Raw genomic sequence first — 14,573 nt, 5'->3', positions numbered from 1 at the left:
CGATGTTCAGGCTCAGCTGCGTGACGCACCGGACCCGGGGAGACGCCGGCACTGGTGACCCGACGCGGGCGCTGACCTTCCGCGGACTCGCCGGTCACGGACCGAGCCGCTGCGCTCGCCGCCTGCCCGAGGGCGAGCGACCTCACTCCTCGAAGCTGTCAGTTGCTTGACGCAACGTGCTAAATTCGCAGCATGCTGGGCCGAACATACGACAGTCAACTGTGCTCCATCGCCAGGACTCTGGAGGTTGTGGGCGAGCGCTGGACCTTGCTGATCATTCGCGACGCGCTGCTTGGCCTGCGCCGGTTCGAGGAATTTCAGGACAGTCTCGGTGTCGCCCGCAATGTACTCACCAACCGCCTCTCCAAGCTGGTCGACGACGGGCTGCTGGATCGGGTCTGTTACCAGGAGCGGCCCGCCCGCTATGAGTACCAGCCGACGAGCAAGGCCAAGGACCTGCTCACCGCGTTGCTTTCTTTGATGCACTGGGGCGATGAGCACGCCGAGGATCCGGTCGGCCCTCCGCGGGTCACGAGCCATGCGGGATGCGGAGGCGGCGTTCGGGAACAGCTCGTGTGCACCCACTGCGGACAAGTGGTGGGCCCGGACGCCGTTCATCTGCTTCCCGGCCCGGCACTCACCGACTCGCCGGCCTGACATCCGAAATATTCCTCGACGGACTCGCCGCCACCAGCTGGGGTGCGTACCGAGTCGCGATCAGGGGTGGTCCGCGTGAGGTCTGTTCCACATCATCACGGCGCGCGGTTGACGCTCAACGATGATCCTCTCCGTGGAGAGATCTGCATCGCGACTGACGGGCGGGCCACCCCCGCTTTCCGCCTGCTGAGTACGCGTCATCACCAGTTCGACCGTCGTCTGGACCGATGCAAGGGCGGCTGACGGGCCAGCCGACCCGCTCTTTGCTCAGGCAGGGTTGAACTGCCCGCTGTCGGTGATCCGTCTCTCCACTTCGACATCCCGCGCCCGACTGCTTTGCCGACGCCGCGGTAAGCCGGCCTTCCGTCCTCCGTAGCAGAAGCGGTGGTGGACGGCCGACCAGATGACGAACTCCAGCAGCCTCTCCCATGTTTGCCTGCCGGCGTGAACCACCGGAGCCCACCCTCCTGCCGCTGCAGTAGCTGCTAGTGCCCCAACAGGCACCATTCGCCCCGTCGCGACGCCCGGCACGCTCCCCCACTGCCTTAAGGGCGTGGGAGGTGCCCCCACTCGCCGCACCGGGCACAAACCCAAGTACGTCCAGTACGGGGGCTTGTACCCGGCACGCCGAGAGCACGCACCGGACGCCGCTCCTTTAACGGGCGAACGTTGGCCTGCCGGGGCACTGGCAGCACAGCTCGACCCTAAGTTGCTTCACGAAACTCGCGCGGCTAAGGTCCGAGTTGCTTCATGAAACTTGAAAGTATCCCCGCCCCGTGAGGTGACGCTCGATGGCCAGGAACAAGCTCGAAGACCATCCCACCGTCGTCCAAGTCCGCCGGCGTGACCGCACCGCCGCCCGGCCCGCCGAGCCGCTGGATGCGTCGTGGCTGCGCCAGCTGTGTCTCGACGCGGGTGCGGACGACGTCGGCTTCGTCGAGATCGACCGGCCGGACATCGCCGACCAGCGAGAGGACCTGGACGCCGCGCTGCCGGGTGTCCGGACGTTGATCAGCGTCGTGTCCCGAATGAACCGGGAGAACGTCCGTACTCCTGCGCGCTCGGTCGCCAACCTGGAGTTTCATCACACCGGTGACGAATCCAACGAGGTCGGCCGGCACGTGGTGGGCGAGCTGGAAGCGGTGGGCGTGCGCGCCATCAACCCCGCGATGGGTTTTCCGATGGAGATGGACAAGTTCCCCAGGAAGGCGTGGGTCGTCTCGCACAAGCCGGTCGCCGTGGCGGCCGGGCTCGGCAAGATGGGCATCCACCGCAACGTCATCCACCCCACATTCGGCAACTTCATCCTGCTGGGCACGATCCTTATCGACGCCGAGGTCAGCGAATACACCCGGCCCATCGAGTACAACCCCTGCCTGGAATGCAAGCTGTGCGTGACCGCCTGCCCGACCGGGGCGATCGCCTCCGACGGCCACTTCAACTTCTCCGCCTGCTACACGCACAACTACCGCGAGTTCATGGGGGGCTTCGGCGACTGGGCCGAACAGGTCGCCGAAAGCCGTAACGCCCACGACTACCGTGCGCGAGTGAGCGACAGCGAGAGCGCCTCGATGTGGCAGAGCCTGTCCTTCGGCGCCAACTACAAAGCGGCCTACTGCATGTCGGTCTGCCCGGCCGGCGAGGACGTCATCGGCCCCTGGCTGGATGATCGCAAGGCACATCTGACCCAGGTCGTGCGCCCACTGATGGACAAGGAAGAGACCGTCTACGTCGTCCCGGGTTCCGACGCCGAGCAGCACGTGGCCGACCGGTTCCCGAACAAGCGCACGAAGCATGTGGCGATGAGTCTGCGAGCGAACAGCATCGACGGTCTGGTGGAAGGCCTGCCGCTGATCTTTCAGCGCGAACAGGCCAAGGACATGTCCGCCACCTACCACTTCACCTTCACCGGTGACGAGTCCCGGCAGATCACCGTGACCATCCGCGACCGCGAACTCGAGGTCGCCGACGGACATCACGGTGAGCCGGATCTGAGGATCACCGCCGACACGCGGACCTGGCTGCGTTTCCTCAGCAAGCCTTCGCTGTTGGCGTGGGCACTGGTGCGGCGCCAGATCAAGCTGCAGGGATCCCCCCGACTGCTGCGCGACTTCGGCCGCTGCTTCCCGTCCTGATCGGTCAGGAAAGAACGCATCACCGATTCATCACCGTGAGAAATGAAAGGCGGATCATGAGCACTCTCAGCACCGAAGTCGAGCTTGACCTCGTGTTGGAACGTAAGGAAACGATGGCCGAAGGCGTCGTGCTGCTGACGTTCCGCGACCCGGGAGGCCGTCCACTGCCGGAATGGCAGCCGGGAGCCCACATCGATCTGATACTGCGAGCCGACCTGGTCCGGCAGTACTCACTGTGCGGGGACCCGGGAGATCGGTCCCGGTTTCAGGTCGCGGTGCTGCGTGAACCGGAAAGCCGCGGCGGGTCGAGTCACGTGCACGACGGGCTCACGGAAGGTGAGTCGGTGCGCGTCCGTGGGCCGCGCAACCATTTTCCGCTCGTGAAGGCCAAAAAGTACTTGTTCATCGCGGGCGGAATCGGGATCACCCCGATCCTGCCCATGGTGGCAGCCGTCAACGCGACCCGCGCCGACTGGCGCCTCGTCTACGGGGGCCGCACCCGAGCTTCGATGGCGTTCGGTGAGACTCTGCAGCGGGCCTACGGAGAGCGGGTGAGCCTGCGGCCGCAGGATGAATACGGGCTGCTGGACCTGGCTTCGCTGCTCGGCAAGCCGCAGCGGAAGACAGCCGTCTACAGCTGCGGTCCGGAACCGCTGCTTGCGGCGGTCGAGGCCGGGTGCGAGAAGTGGCCGAGCGGATCTCTGCACCTGGAGCGCTTCGCCCCGAAGAAGGACGCCACCGCCGGGCCGCAGAGCAGCTTCGAGGTCGAGCTGGCCCGGTCCGGCAAGAAGCTGCTGGTCTCTGAGGACATGTCCGTTCTTGAAGCCGTCGAAGGTGCCGGTGTGCCGGTGATGACGTCGTGCGAGGAGGGAATCTGCGGAACCTGCGAGACGAAAGTGCTGTCCGGGGAGATCGACCACCGCGACTCGGTCCTGGACGCCCAGGAGCATGCCGCGGGCGACACCATGATGATCTGCGTCTCCCGGGCCAAGGGCAACCGCCTGGTCCTCGACCTCTGATCCACTTCGGGAGCAGATGACCGGGCCGCGCAGCCTGTCCTGTGGGTGGTCGGGCGTTGACGGTTCGCTTCAGGTCGGGTCGCACGAACACACTGAAGTGCGCCATCACCGCGAGGAAGACGTGGGCGGGGGCTCTTGCTGTCCACGGCCACCGGCTCCCCGGACTGGGCCTTCAGCCGTCAGTTCGGCGAGACCACCTGGGCAGACCGCGCAGATGATGAGTCGGATCGTCGCCGCGGTCGACGCGATGCGCACATTCAAGGAGGTCGGCAGGCGTGCGCCGAGCCGGGCCAGAGCCTCCTGCGGAGCATTGCACCCGCCTGCACCACCGCCGTGATCGACCACATCTCCCGGGAAGAGCCCAGACTGCTGCGCGTCGTGCGGGAGACCGATGCCGGTCACGTTCTCCTCAACAGTACGCTCGCGAAGTGGCCCTTGAACGGCGCTACGGACCGGAGCGGCCCTCCTTGTCTTCCTGCGGCAGTGGCCGGCCGCTTGCCTGCCTGGTCGCCGTGCTGTTGGTGACCCAGTGCTCAAGCTCGACCAGGATTCAGTCGTCCACCGCGGCGAACGCGCGCTGTGGAAGCTGTACCTGGAGGATCCGCAATACGGCAGTCTCAGCTACGACGGCCACCACGGCTGGTCCCTCCTCCAGGGGCGGTACACCGTGGCGGTGTTCTTCGAGCACGCCGCCACGCTCGGCCCTACCGACAGCGAGTACGTCACGGCGGGCGCCCGTGAGGAGGCCGTCCCGGCCTCGCCGGGGTTCACCGCGCCGCGACGGTGGGGGCGCCGCCGGTGGTCAGGCCCTTCGGCTTCCGCAACGCCGACCATCGACGCCTGCTCACGTGGTGCGTGACCCACGCGCCGAGCCCGCAAGCACCTCCGCACCGCTCAGCTGTGAGAACCGGATCCCCGAGCGCTTGCCGCCCGGAAACCGATCGGTGTACGGTGATGTGAAACCGATCGGTTTCCGAAGCGCTTGTGGCCCACGGGCATCGGCGCAGCGTCAGTCGGTCGGAGTCGTTGATCGCCAAGCTGATGCAGAGATCAGTCCCGAACGCGCCGCACCCGGCGCGTGCTGATCGCGTGCGTACCTCTGGAGTCAAAAACCATGTCCTCTCATGCCACCTCCACCATCTTCGTTATCGGCGGTACAGGGGCCCAAGGGATGCCCATCGTCCGCGCTCTTGTCGCGGACAAGAAGTACTCCGTCCGGGTCCTCACCCGGGATGCCACCTCCCCCCGGGCCCAGGAACTCCTCGCGCTCGGCAACGTCTCCATCCTCGAAGGGTCATTCGCCGACGAGGAGGTGCTGCGCGAAGGATTTCGCAGCTGCGACGGGGCGTTCGTCAATATCGACGGGTTCAACACCGGTGAGAAAGCCGAGACCTACTGGGCCATCCGCAGTTATGAGATAGCGATCGAAGAAGGAATCAAGTTCTTCGTCTACGGAAACCTCGACTATGCCCTCAAGAAGTCAGGCTACGACTCCAGGTTCCGCACCGGCCACTATGACGGCAAAGGCCGCATGGCCGAATGGGTACTGTTCCAGAACGAAAAGAACAGGGACCGGATGGGAGCGGCGGTCTTCACGTCAGGTCCCTACATCGAGATGGTGATCTCGCCGCTCACGCCCATGACGCCCAGCATCGAGGACGGTGTCGTCACGTGGCGAGTCCCGCTGGGCGAGGGAGCCGTTCCGCACGTGGCTCTCGAAGACTGCGGATTCTATGTCCGCTGGCTCTTCGACCACCCGGAGCGGGCCAATGGCATGGACCTCGAAGTCGCCATCGAGCACATGACCTATGCCGATATGGCTGCGGCATTCGAGAAGGTCACCGGGCATCCGGCGCAGTACATCGACATCGATCTGGAAACATATTGGAACAGTCCGGACCTGAAGAATGTCGCTGATCATCCTGCCGGTTACAATGCCGACCCCAACGACAAGAGCACGATGAGCTTCCGCGACAATTTCACGGGCTTCTGGAACGTGTGGAGGCACGGAATTATCACCAGGGACTACGCTCTGCTCGACGAAATCCACCCCAACAGGATCCGAAGCGCTGAGGAGTGGTTCCGCCGCGAAGACCAGTTGGGAAGGGAACTCGGCAAGGGAAGTCTCTGGGAGAGGGTTCAGCCGGAGAACTGGACCATGGACTCCGCGGTCCTCAAGAGCAGCGCGGATTTCCGGACGGGCAAGTTGTAGACGGACGCGATCAGCGCCGCCTACGGCCCGTCCAACACGGTCAGGAGCGGGCGATCGGAACCCGTAGTGCGCTCGGCCACGAGCACCGCGTTGCGGGTCGTCGCGCGCAACCTTGAGCTCTACGACACCGGGAATGTCGCCGGGGCGGATGAGGTGTTCGCCCCGGATGTGATCGACCACAACCCCGCCGGCGACGCCGCCTCGGGCATCGACGGCATGCGAGCGCTGATCGCCGCGGTCCGCGACGGATTCACCGGCACGCAGCACCGGATCCTGTTCCAGCAGGAGCTTCCCGGCGGCTGGGTGGTCCTGCACTGGCGGATGACCGGGACCCACACCGGAGACGCCTTCGGGTTCGCCGCCAGCGGCAACCCGGTCGACATCAACGGCACCGACATCATCCGCGTTGTCGACGGCGAGATCACCGAGATCCACCACGTCGAAGAACTGCTCAAGCTCACCCAGCAGATCAGCAGCGGCGCGCAGTCTGCGTGAAGATCGAGATCTTCTCGGACAATGCCCGCCCCTGGCGGCGCTGAGCGGACTCGGCTGCTGAGCGAGCGAGTCCGCGCACCTCCGGACAGGCTGCGGTGAGTTCCCGCAGGAGCGCGGTGCCCTTGCCACGCAGGTACTCGGGGTGGGGGAGCGGGAAATGGGGCGAGGTCGTCCGGGAAAGTGTTCTCCTTCCCCCCACGCTGTGAGCAGGCCGGCCACCTTGAGCCGCTCTCGCGTCAGGTCGAGCAGCCGGTCGGCGCGGTCGATTTTCGCGAGGCGGCGGCGCACCGCACCCCCACCGCCTGCCGGCCCGACAGGTCAAGCAGGAACCGCAGGACACGGATCGTGGCGAGCTGGGCGGGCGCCGGCCTGCAGCGTCCGTCGCGCGGGTACTGGGCTTCGAAGTCCTCGTCCCGCCACAGTTGTCCAGCCGGTCGCGTACCCACATCGCCGTACAGCGGGGATTGCTCACGCGGGCCACCGGCGTCACGGCGCGAATCTGCACGGCGCAGCGAGGACAGATGGACACCGGGCACCTCAACGACAGTCGTTCACCTTCGAAACCGAGCCCGAGCATGCCGGTTGATCGTGCCCATCCGCCGAGGACTGTCAAGGCCCCGGCAGAGTCGCTCGTTGGGACATCCTCTTCAGCAAGACTGCGGCCCGAGATGCACGAACGAACGGCCCTCCGGGTGCCTCGCACCCGGAGGGCCGTTCGTGTGCTGTCAGCCGGCGCCGTACGGGTCGAAGGGGATGCCGGCGGCGGCCTGCTTCTTGGCCCTGCTGAGCTCGTCGTTGAAGCGGCCGCTACGCACTACACCCGAACGGGGGTGGCCACGGCACTCTCGGGGCGGTCACGCCACCGCGTTCAACAGGTCGGCCAGCACGTCGGGCCGTTCCAGGGTGATGAAGTGACCGGCCTTGGGCACCTGTGTGAAGTCGGCGGCCGGCAGCAGCCTCTTGTTGGCCTCCCGGTCCGAGGGCCGGGACCAGTCCTTCTCCCCGTAGACGAGGTGGACGGGGGCCTTGATCTCGGGGTAGTGCGAGCGGGCGGCGATGAGGCTGGGCAGGGCCTGGTACACGGCTCGGGCGACGGTCGGGTAGCCGGGGCGGCGGCCCACCTGGAGGAGTTCGTCCACGTAGTCCTCCCGCAGGGCGCTCTTGTCGCCGAGGCCGCCCTGCAGGATCTTGCTGAGGGCGGGCTTGGGCTCCACGCCGGCGATCACCGGACCCACCCCCGGGGCGAGGACACCGCTGACCACCACACGGGCGAGAAGGCTCGACCGGGCGATCCCGCCGCGGAAGTCGTACGCGTTCACCGCGACGACGCGCCGTACCCGCTCCGGCAGATCGGCCGTGGTGGTCAGGGCGAGCACCGCCCCCATGGACTCCCCGACCAGTGTGACGTCGTGGAGGTCGAGTTCGGTCAGGAGCCGCTTGACGCCCGCGCGCATGGCCGGCTCTTCGTACGACGCGCCGGGCACGATCTCGGAGTAGCCCATCCCGGGCAGGTCGAGGGCGTACACGGTGTAGTGGTCCGCGATCAGCGGGATGAGGTGGCGGAAGTGTTCGGCCTGGGTGCGCACGGTGTGCAGCAGGACCAGGGGGGCACCGGTGCCCGCCTTGAGGTAGCGCAGGGATCCCTCGCGGCTGTAGCGTCCCGCGCGCGGGGCGATGGTGTGGCTGGTGGTCCCTGGAATGTGGATCGTGGGACGTGACTCCTGGCTGGGCATCTCGCCCTTCAACGCGGTCATGGCTACCTCCACAGACTGGGAAACCGATCGGTTTCCATCACGGTAAACCGATCGGTTTCCAGGCGCAAGCTCAAGGACGGCATCAGCCGAATCGGGCCGCCGAGTCGGAGCTTGAGACCGGCTTTCCCGACCGTGTCGGAGGGTTGCTTCGGCATGGTGTCGGGGTGGGTGAGGTGCAGGGCGGCGGGCTGGTGGCAGTGCATACCTTCGCCGTCGAAGAGGGTGCTGGTCAGGCTTTCCACGTGCATGGTGATCGAACCACCGCCATCATCGTTGCGCCGACGGGGGAGAGGAGTGGTCGGCGGAGTGGGTCCACGGCGGGGTGCCCCCATGTCGCCGGTGCCCCGCTCGCAGGCGACAGGCGACAGGCGACAGGCGACAGGCGCCCGCTCGTCGGTTCCGGCGGACACGTCGGTCTCCTTGATGCCGAACCGGTCGTAGAAGCGGGCCCGGAGCCCATCAGGCCGCCCTGACCGGCGGTCTCGTGACGGCCGTTCCTGGCAGGATGCGCGTCCGTCAGGACTGCGAACACCATGCCGATGCCGAACAGCTTGATGGGTGGCACGCCGCTTGTCCCGATCGCCGCGGGCAGCAGGCGCATCAGCGCAGCGGCGCTCACGACCAGGCGGCCGATGGTGCCGAGCCCGGTCGCCGCGGCTTGCGTGCTGTTGCCCAGCTGGTCGTACTGCTCCCGCAGCCCGCATACGGGGCACCCGGAACACCTCGTGGTCCATGGAGAGTCCGAAGATCGGCGCGAACGGCATGATCGGCATGTTGGGCTCGATGTTCCCGTCGGACTTATGCATCAGCAGCGCGTCGATGGACTTCACCGTGTAGGCGTCGAAGTCGCGCTCCACCCTGTTGAAGGCCTGGCGGCCCCGGGAGCTGCCCGCAGCGCGGGCTTGCGCTCGGAAACCGATCAGTTTACGGTGGTGAACTGGTGCGGGTGCCGGGCAGCGCGGGCTCGATCCACAGGGGCTTGGTGGTACGACCGCAAGGGGCTGCACCGCGTCCCGGAGGAGGCGAAGCCCGAGAAGACCGCCGTCCCGGCATAGCGGAAGCCACCTCACATCCCCTCAGGACGGGGCCATCACTCGGAGTGGCCCCGGTGCATGTCGCTGCCGGACCGCAGGCGCGCGCACCATCAGGGCTCGGCGACGGCCTTTCCCCAGGCCGTCGCCGAGCCTCTGCCCGGAACCCCCATGGAAACCGATCGGTTTTCATTTCGTCCGTTTCGGGTTAACCTCGCGGTATGACCACCGAAGTGAAATTGAGCCCCAGGGAGCGGCTGCTGGAGGCGGCGGCCACGCTCACCTACCGAGACGGCGTCGGCATCGGCGTCGAGGCGCTGTGCAAGGCGGCGGGGGTGTCGAAGCGCTCCATGTACCAGCTGTTCGAGAGCAAGGACGAACTCCTGGCGGTAAGCCTGAAGGAGCGCGCCTCCGCCTACGTGGCGACTCTCCTGCCCGCGACGGACGACGGCCGGTCACCCCGCGAGCGGATCCTGCACGTCTTCGAGCAGGTGGAATCGCAGGCAGGGGCGCCCGAGTTCCGAGGCTGCCGGTACCTGGCCGTGCAGATCGAGCTCAAGGATCAGAGCCACCCCGCGAGTCGGGTCGCCCATCAGGTCAAGGAGAACCTGACCGCCTTCTTCCGTGCCGAGGCCGAGCGCGGCGGGGCGAGCGACCCTGACCTGCTGGCCCGGCAGCTCAGCCTGGTCTTCGACGGCGCCAGCGCCCGCGCGGGGATCCAGGCGGACAAACTGACCGGGCTTGTCGCGCCCACGGTGACCACCTTGCTCGACGCAGCAGGCGTGCGCTGACGCATCGCATTTTCGGAGAGCTCCCCGCTCGCCGCCCTACGCCCCGCTCGCCAGGCGTCCCGCCGCGAGTTCGTCGCCGAGGCCACGGACGAGGTCCGCGCCGAGGTCGGCGGCGCGGCGCAACACCCGCTCGAAGGAATCCAGTTCACGGAACACCTCGCCGTAGCGGCGCTGTTCGCCGAGCGGGACCTGGCGGACCTGGAGGCGGCGGACGTCGACGCGGGAGGAACTCGTCGTGTGGGTGCCCGCCTGCCGGGCGTTGGCCGGGGCGCGGAGCGAACCGGCGAGGAACCAGGCGTCGAGCTGTTCGGGCTGCACCCGCACGGCGTGCAGCTGCGGACCGAGGGCGGTGGGTGGCCCCTCGTGGACCCAGGCGGAGAATTTCCGCGCCACGCCCACCACCACGATGTCCCCGGGTTGGACGATCACTGCCTCGCGGGCCGCATCGCCGTCGGGGGCGAGCCAGGCCCCGGGTTCCCCCGTCCCCAACAGGTCGGGAACGGTGAGGAAGGGGATGTCGCCCTCGGACGAGGGGCTGGTGCGGATCGACTCCTCCGGTGGCTGTTGGCCGCCGCGCAGGGTGAGCGCACCGGCGCGGGCGAGTTCGGCGACGGTGGTCGCCGTCGGTGTGTCCGCCGTGGCTGCGACGAGGTTGAGCGCCGCGAGCAGCCGGGCCGACTTGTCCATGCTTGCGGCGAGTGAGGCGAACTCCCCCCAGGATGCGGCCAGTCGGGGCGCGGTGTCCGCTGGGGACGGGGTGATGTGGCGTCCCGGAGTGAGGTCGACCTCGTCGTCGAGGAGTTCGATGACGGGCACCTGCGCGACGTAGGCCGGGAGCTGCGGGGAGTCCGCCTGTTCGACTGCCTCGCGGACAAAGGCGCCGATCGCCGCCCAGTCGGGGGCGGGGGTGCTCTCCCGCGCGGAATCCCGGGGGAAGCGTGACGCGGCGTCGGCGATCAGCAGCCGCCCGCCCGCCTGCCTCTCCTCCCCGGGCGCGGGCGTCCGCAGCAGCCACAGGTGCAGGGAGACGCTGTGCGGTGCAGCGCATCCCGGCGGCAGTGCGACGACGGCCCGGAGGTGGCCGGTGCGCAGCAGTGAACCACGGATCCGCCGCCCGGCCTTCCTGGCGGCGACGGCGGGCGGCAGTAGCAGCACAGCGGCGCCGCCTGGACGCAGCCGGGCCAGGCAGTGCTGGACCCAGGCGAGTTCGGGCTCGGTGCGCGGGGGCAGCCCGTGGCTCCAACGGGTGTCGGTGGCGAGCTCCTCGTACCCCCAGTCCCGTTCGCTGAAGGGCGGATTGCACAGGACGATGTCGGCGGGGTCGTCGGCGAAGGGGTCGTCGCGCAGCGAGTCGCCGGCTCGTACGTCGGTGAGGGCCCGTCCGCCTTCCCTCTCGGTGAGTTTCAGGCGGGCGTCCGCAAGTGCGGCGAGGACGGGGTCGCGGTCACCGCCGAGCAGGGTGGGCTCCCCGCCTCCGGATGCCTTCACCGCTTCGGCCCCGGCCACGAGCAGGTGCCCGGTGCCGCAGGCCGGATCCATGATCGTGACGCTGTCTGAGCCGCTCCCGGCACTACTGGCCGCGCCGAGGGCGAGGTCTGCCATGAGTGCCGCCAGGGGCTCCGGCGTCGTGGCGATCTGGCGTACGTGGACGTCGAGCCACCGGCGCAGCAGGAACGCGAACGTTTCGGCTTCCCCCTCGCGCCGCCCCAGCTCCACGGCCCGGTCAATCAATTCCGCCGCTTCGAGGGGGAGTTGACCACCTTCCTCGTCCTCCTGGCCGGCGAGGAGCCGTCCCGTCCGTGCGACGGTGTCCCCGGTCTCGTCGCGTCCGCCGAGCATCTCGAAGCGGGGCCAGAGCCATTCCCGCTCGACGGACTTCTTGAGTTTCTTGTTCTCGCGCAGCCAGTTCTCGATGTCGGTCATGGAGAACTGCGGGTTGACGTCGGTGCCGGCGATGCGCTGGGGGAAGGTCGGGTGCCGCCGCCGCCAGTTGCTGACGGCAGCCCGACCGACACCGGCGAGGCGAGCGATCTCGGCCAGGGTCACTGGTACGGCGCGAGGCGTGGTCATCTGCACCCCCAGGGCGTTTCTGATCGAACGAGGATGTGCCCCCGACAGCGGGTGCGTGATCATGCCACCCTTCCCTCTTGCGCCTGTCAGGCTACTACGACCATTGACTTTGTTCACAGGTCAGGCGTGGCCGTTCGGGCCTTCTCCTTCGTCTACGACGGGTCCCTCACGACGGGGGGAACGAGGTGTGCGCCCTGAGGCTCGGCCGATAGTGTCACCGCTGGTGATCGAGCCGGGGCAGAGGCCATCCCCATCAGACGGGGAGCATGAGCTGGTCCGGCAGACAGCGGGGGAGAGGCGAGTGCACGCTCAGGAGACCACGTTCAAGGAGCTCGTCCAGGGCGAGAAGCAGTTCCAGGGTGCCGCTCTACCAGCGCACCTACAGCTGGCAGCAGGACGAACTGCGGCAGCTCTGGGACGACGTGCTGGAGCTGGTCGAGGAGCAGCTGGAGGGCAGGACCCCCGCGACCCACTTCCTCGGCTCCGTGGTGCTCGCCCCGGGAAGGATCACCGCGGGAGGCATGCAGCGCTGGCTCGTCGTCGACGGCCAGCAGCGGCTCACCACCCTCCCGGTGCATGCCCAGCGTCGCTATCCGTGCCCCCTCCGGCGCGTCCCCTCCAGGAACTACGGTCACTCTACTGATCGCCACCGGCCGGGGAGAGAACGTGCACGCCATCCGTCAGGGAACCGTGCTCGGCGACCGCGTCCTGAAGCGAACATCCTGGCGGAGGCCCGCCGGGGCGACCGCGGTGGCCGGCCGGTGGCTGCCGCCCGGCCGCCTGTGCCGTGCCCGGTCTCACTGCACACCGTCGAGGATCTGCCACACCTTCCGGTAAGCCGCCCCCTTGGCCCCGAGAGCCGTCTGCCAGCCGGATTCGGGCAGGGCGGCGAGCCGGGTACGGATGCGGGCCTGGGCGGAGCCGGTGTGTTCGCCGTCCCCGGCCCGATCGCCGCCTCTGTCCCCGTCGGGGGTGAGCGCGACGGCCATCCGGGCCGCCGCCGAGCGTGGCACCCCGGCGAGCCGCATCGCGATCGCGTCCTCCGACCGCACGCCGTAGAAGGCGTACGACGGGACATTGCGCAGCTCGCGCTGCGTCGGCGCGGGCAGAGTGGCGAAGTCGCCGCCGAAGGTGAGCGACTGGAGTGCGGACAGCCCCCAGGAGACCGTGGGCGTCATCCCGCCGAACAGCCGCTGGCAACAGCGCGTGATGGCCTTGAGATCGGACTCCCCGGTCCTCTTGAAATGGTCCGCCGCCAGCTGCGGCACCGAGGCGCCGCCCACCCAGTCCTGGATGACCCGGGCGATGTAGTCGCTGGTGCGCCCCTCGTGCTCCTCCGTGATCTCGTGCAGGTTGTCCCTGAGTTCCGGCACCTGGAGCATGACGCCGATGAGCTTCGACAGGGGCTCTCTGTCGCCCTGGAACAGGGGCGCTTCCCAGATGGCCCGATCGATCCGGCTCTCCCTCAGCCGCCCGAGCGTGGCCGAGACGCTCTCCCACGAGAAACCGGTGCTGTCGACCAGACCGAGAGCCTTCCCCGACAGGCGTTCCGCGTACTCCCGTACGCTGCGGGTCAGTTCCGCCGCCCAGCCGCTGTGCGTACGCCGCAGGTCCTGGAATCCCAGGGTGCCGCGCAGGATCTGCTCGGCCTCCTCGGCGAACTCCTCGTGGTCGCCGATCTGCCGGTAGGTGTGCGCCAGATACTGCACGAACGCCGACCACTCCGGCTGATGGGCCAGGAGGTGCAGGTCGAGGTGCCCGTACGCGGAAAGCGCCGCCCGCACCATCTCGATCAGCGTCGAGTTCAGATCCGCGATCTGCCGGGCCACGAACGTCCTGAGCACGTCCGCGCGTTCGGCGTCCGGGGCGGCCAGCGCGATCAGACCCACCTCGCCCTGCTCGACCCGGCCGGCGCGACCCGCGAGATTCCAGAAGTCCGGGGCGGGGATGTCGACCCCGTACGGGAACTGGTGGGAGGCCAGCACCACGTTCGCCACGGGGAAGTTGCCCCCCTGGGCGATGGTCGTGGTGGACACCAGATGGGCCAGCTCACCCGACTCCATGAGGAATTCCGTCAGCGTACGGATCTCCTCGGGCAGCCCCCGGTGGTGGACGCCGATCCCCTTGGACAGCAGCCGAACGAGAGGGAAGTCCGCACCGAACTCCTCGGCGACCACCTCCCGGACCGCCCGCAGGTCGTCACCCGCCTCGGTCACGGGCTCCCGGCCGCCCGCGATGGACTCGGCGATCGACCAGGCGTGGTCCGGTCGTTGGGCGAGCGTGATCGTCTGTCCCCGCTCGGACAGTACGGCGGCCGTGGCCGCGGCCAGTTTGCCGGGGCTGTTCGCCTGGGACCACGACAGTCCCAGCGGCCGGTCCCCGTCCAGCGGCAGCGCGTCGGGGACGCTC

Annotated in this window: 11 protein-coding genes and 1 pseudogene; 8 read left to right on the top strand and 4 right to left on the bottom strand. The window is 68.2% G+C overall.

Annotation, left to right across the window (positions count from 1 at the left end; translation table 11 throughout):
• Nucleotides 1-192: 192 nt before the first annotated feature.
• From AQJ91_RS36765 to AQJ91_RS36740, 6 genes are all read left to right on the top strand, one after another.
• Nucleotides 193-657, top strand: a complete 465-nt coding sequence (locus tag AQJ91_RS36765; RefSeq protein WP_067030546.1) for a winged helix-turn-helix transcriptional regulator — start codon at nucleotides 193-195, stop codon at nucleotides 655-657.
• Between the two features lie 791 nt (nucleotides 658-1,448).
• Nucleotides 1,449-2,792, top strand: a complete 1,344-nt coding sequence (locus tag AQJ91_RS36760; protein ID WP_067030543.1) for an SCP2 sterol-binding domain-containing protein — start codon at nucleotides 1,449-1,451, stop codon at nucleotides 2,790-2,792.
• A 56-nt stretch (nucleotides 2,793-2,848) separates the two neighbouring features.
• Nucleotides 2,849-3,811: a PDR/VanB family oxidoreductase gene (locus AQJ91_RS36755; protein WP_067030540.1), complete on the top strand. Its 963-nt coding sequence runs from the start codon at nucleotides 2,849-2,851 to the stop codon at nucleotides 3,809-3,811.
• A gap of 529 nt (nucleotides 3,812-4,340) precedes the next feature.
• Nucleotides 4,341-4,670, top strand: a complete 330-nt coding sequence (locus AQJ91_RS54780; RefSeq protein ID WP_067030537.1) for a hypothetical protein — start codon at nucleotides 4,341-4,343, stop codon at nucleotides 4,668-4,670.
• A gap of 255 nt (nucleotides 4,671-4,925) precedes the next feature.
• Entirely contained in the window at nucleotides 4,926-6,023 is a 1,098-nt protein-coding gene (locus AQJ91_RS56495; protein ID WP_067030534.1) for an NmrA family NAD(P)-binding protein, read from the top strand.
• A gap of 66 nt (nucleotides 6,024-6,089) precedes the next feature.
• Nucleotides 6,090-6,518: an ester cyclase gene (locus tag AQJ91_RS36740; RefSeq protein ID WP_067030531.1), complete on the top strand. Its 429-nt coding sequence runs from the start codon at nucleotides 6,090-6,092 to the stop codon at nucleotides 6,516-6,518.
• Between the two features lie 854 nt (nucleotides 6,519-7,372).
• Here AQJ91_RS36740 and AQJ91_RS36735 read toward each other — a convergent pair.
• Together AQJ91_RS36735 and AQJ91_RS54015 are read right to left on the bottom strand one after the other, a co-directional pair.
• A complete protein-coding gene (locus AQJ91_RS36735; protein WP_067030812.1) occupies nucleotides 7,373-8,251 on the bottom strand; it encodes an alpha/beta fold hydrolase in 879 nt (292 codons plus the stop codon).
• Between the two features lie 23 nt (nucleotides 8,252-8,274).
• Nucleotides 8,275-9,129 (bottom strand): hypothetical protein, encoded by an 855-nt coding sequence (locus tag AQJ91_RS54015; RefSeq protein WP_159054729.1) that lies wholly within the window; start codon nucleotides 9,127-9,129, stop codon nucleotides 8,275-8,277.
• Nucleotides 9,130-9,524: 395 nt separating this feature from the next.
• Between AQJ91_RS54015 and AQJ91_RS36725 the strand changes: the two genes are divergently transcribed.
• A complete protein-coding gene (locus tag AQJ91_RS36725; protein ID WP_067030526.1) occupies nucleotides 9,525-10,094 on the top strand; it encodes a TetR/AcrR family transcriptional regulator in 570 nt (189 codons plus the stop codon).
• 36 nt (nucleotides 10,095-10,130) lie between these two features.
• Here the strand turns inward: AQJ91_RS36725 and AQJ91_RS36720 are convergent, their stop codons facing one another.
• Entirely contained in the window at nucleotides 10,131-12,164 is a 2,034-nt protein-coding gene (locus tag AQJ91_RS36720; protein WP_067030809.1) for an N-6 DNA methylase, read from the bottom strand.
• Between the two features lie 301 nt (nucleotides 12,165-12,465).
• Between AQJ91_RS36720 and AQJ91_RS50780 the strand changes: the two are divergent.
• Nucleotides 12,466-12,733 (top strand): annotated as a pseudogene (locus AQJ91_RS50780) (DUF262 domain-containing protein); the annotation flags it as partial.
• A gap of 228 nt (nucleotides 12,734-12,961) precedes the next feature.
• On the opposite strand, the gene AQJ91_RS36715 reads toward AQJ91_RS50780, so the two are convergent.
• A partial coding sequence (locus AQJ91_RS36715; RefSeq protein WP_199848119.1) for a hypothetical protein occupies nucleotides 12,962-14,573 on the bottom strand: 1,612 nt, incomplete at its 5' end.

It is taken from the genome of Streptomyces dysideae, from assembly GCF_001514305.1.
Taxonomy (GTDB): domain Bacteria; phylum Actinomycetota; class Actinomycetes; order Streptomycetales; family Streptomycetaceae; genus Streptomyces; species Streptomyces dysideae.
The sequence above is the reverse complement of the archived record's forward strand: the minus strand, read 5'-3'. Positions and strand labels throughout refer to the sequence as shown.

Excerpts from the sequence above, each read along its gene's own strand:
- AQJ91_RS36755 (WP_067030540.1), top strand. The coding sequence starts at position 2,849 with ATGAGCACTCTCAGCACCGAAGTCGAGCTTGACCTCGTGTTGGAACGT.
- AQJ91_RS36760 (WP_067030543.1), top strand. The coding sequence starts at position 1,449 with ATGGCCAGGAACAAGCTCGAAGACCATCCCACCGTCGTCCAAGTCCGC.
- AQJ91_RS36735 (WP_067030812.1), bottom strand. The coding sequence starts at position 8,251 with ATGCCCAGCCAGGAGTCACGTCCCACGATCCACATTCCAGGGACCACC.
- AQJ91_RS36765 (WP_067030546.1), top strand. The coding sequence starts at position 193 with ATGCTGGGCCGAACATACGACAGTCAACTGTGCTCCATCGCCAGGACT.
- AQJ91_RS36720 (WP_067030809.1), bottom strand. The coding sequence starts at position 12,164 with ATGACCACGCCTCGCGCCGTACCAGTGACCCTGGCCGAGATCGCTCGC.
- AQJ91_RS56495 (WP_067030534.1), top strand. The coding sequence starts at position 4,926 with ATGTCCTCTCATGCCACCTCCACCATCTTCGTTATCGGCGGTACAGGG.
- AQJ91_RS36725 (WP_067030526.1), top strand. The coding sequence starts at position 9,525 with ATGACCACCGAAGTGAAATTGAGCCCCAGGGAGCGGCTGCTGGAGGCG.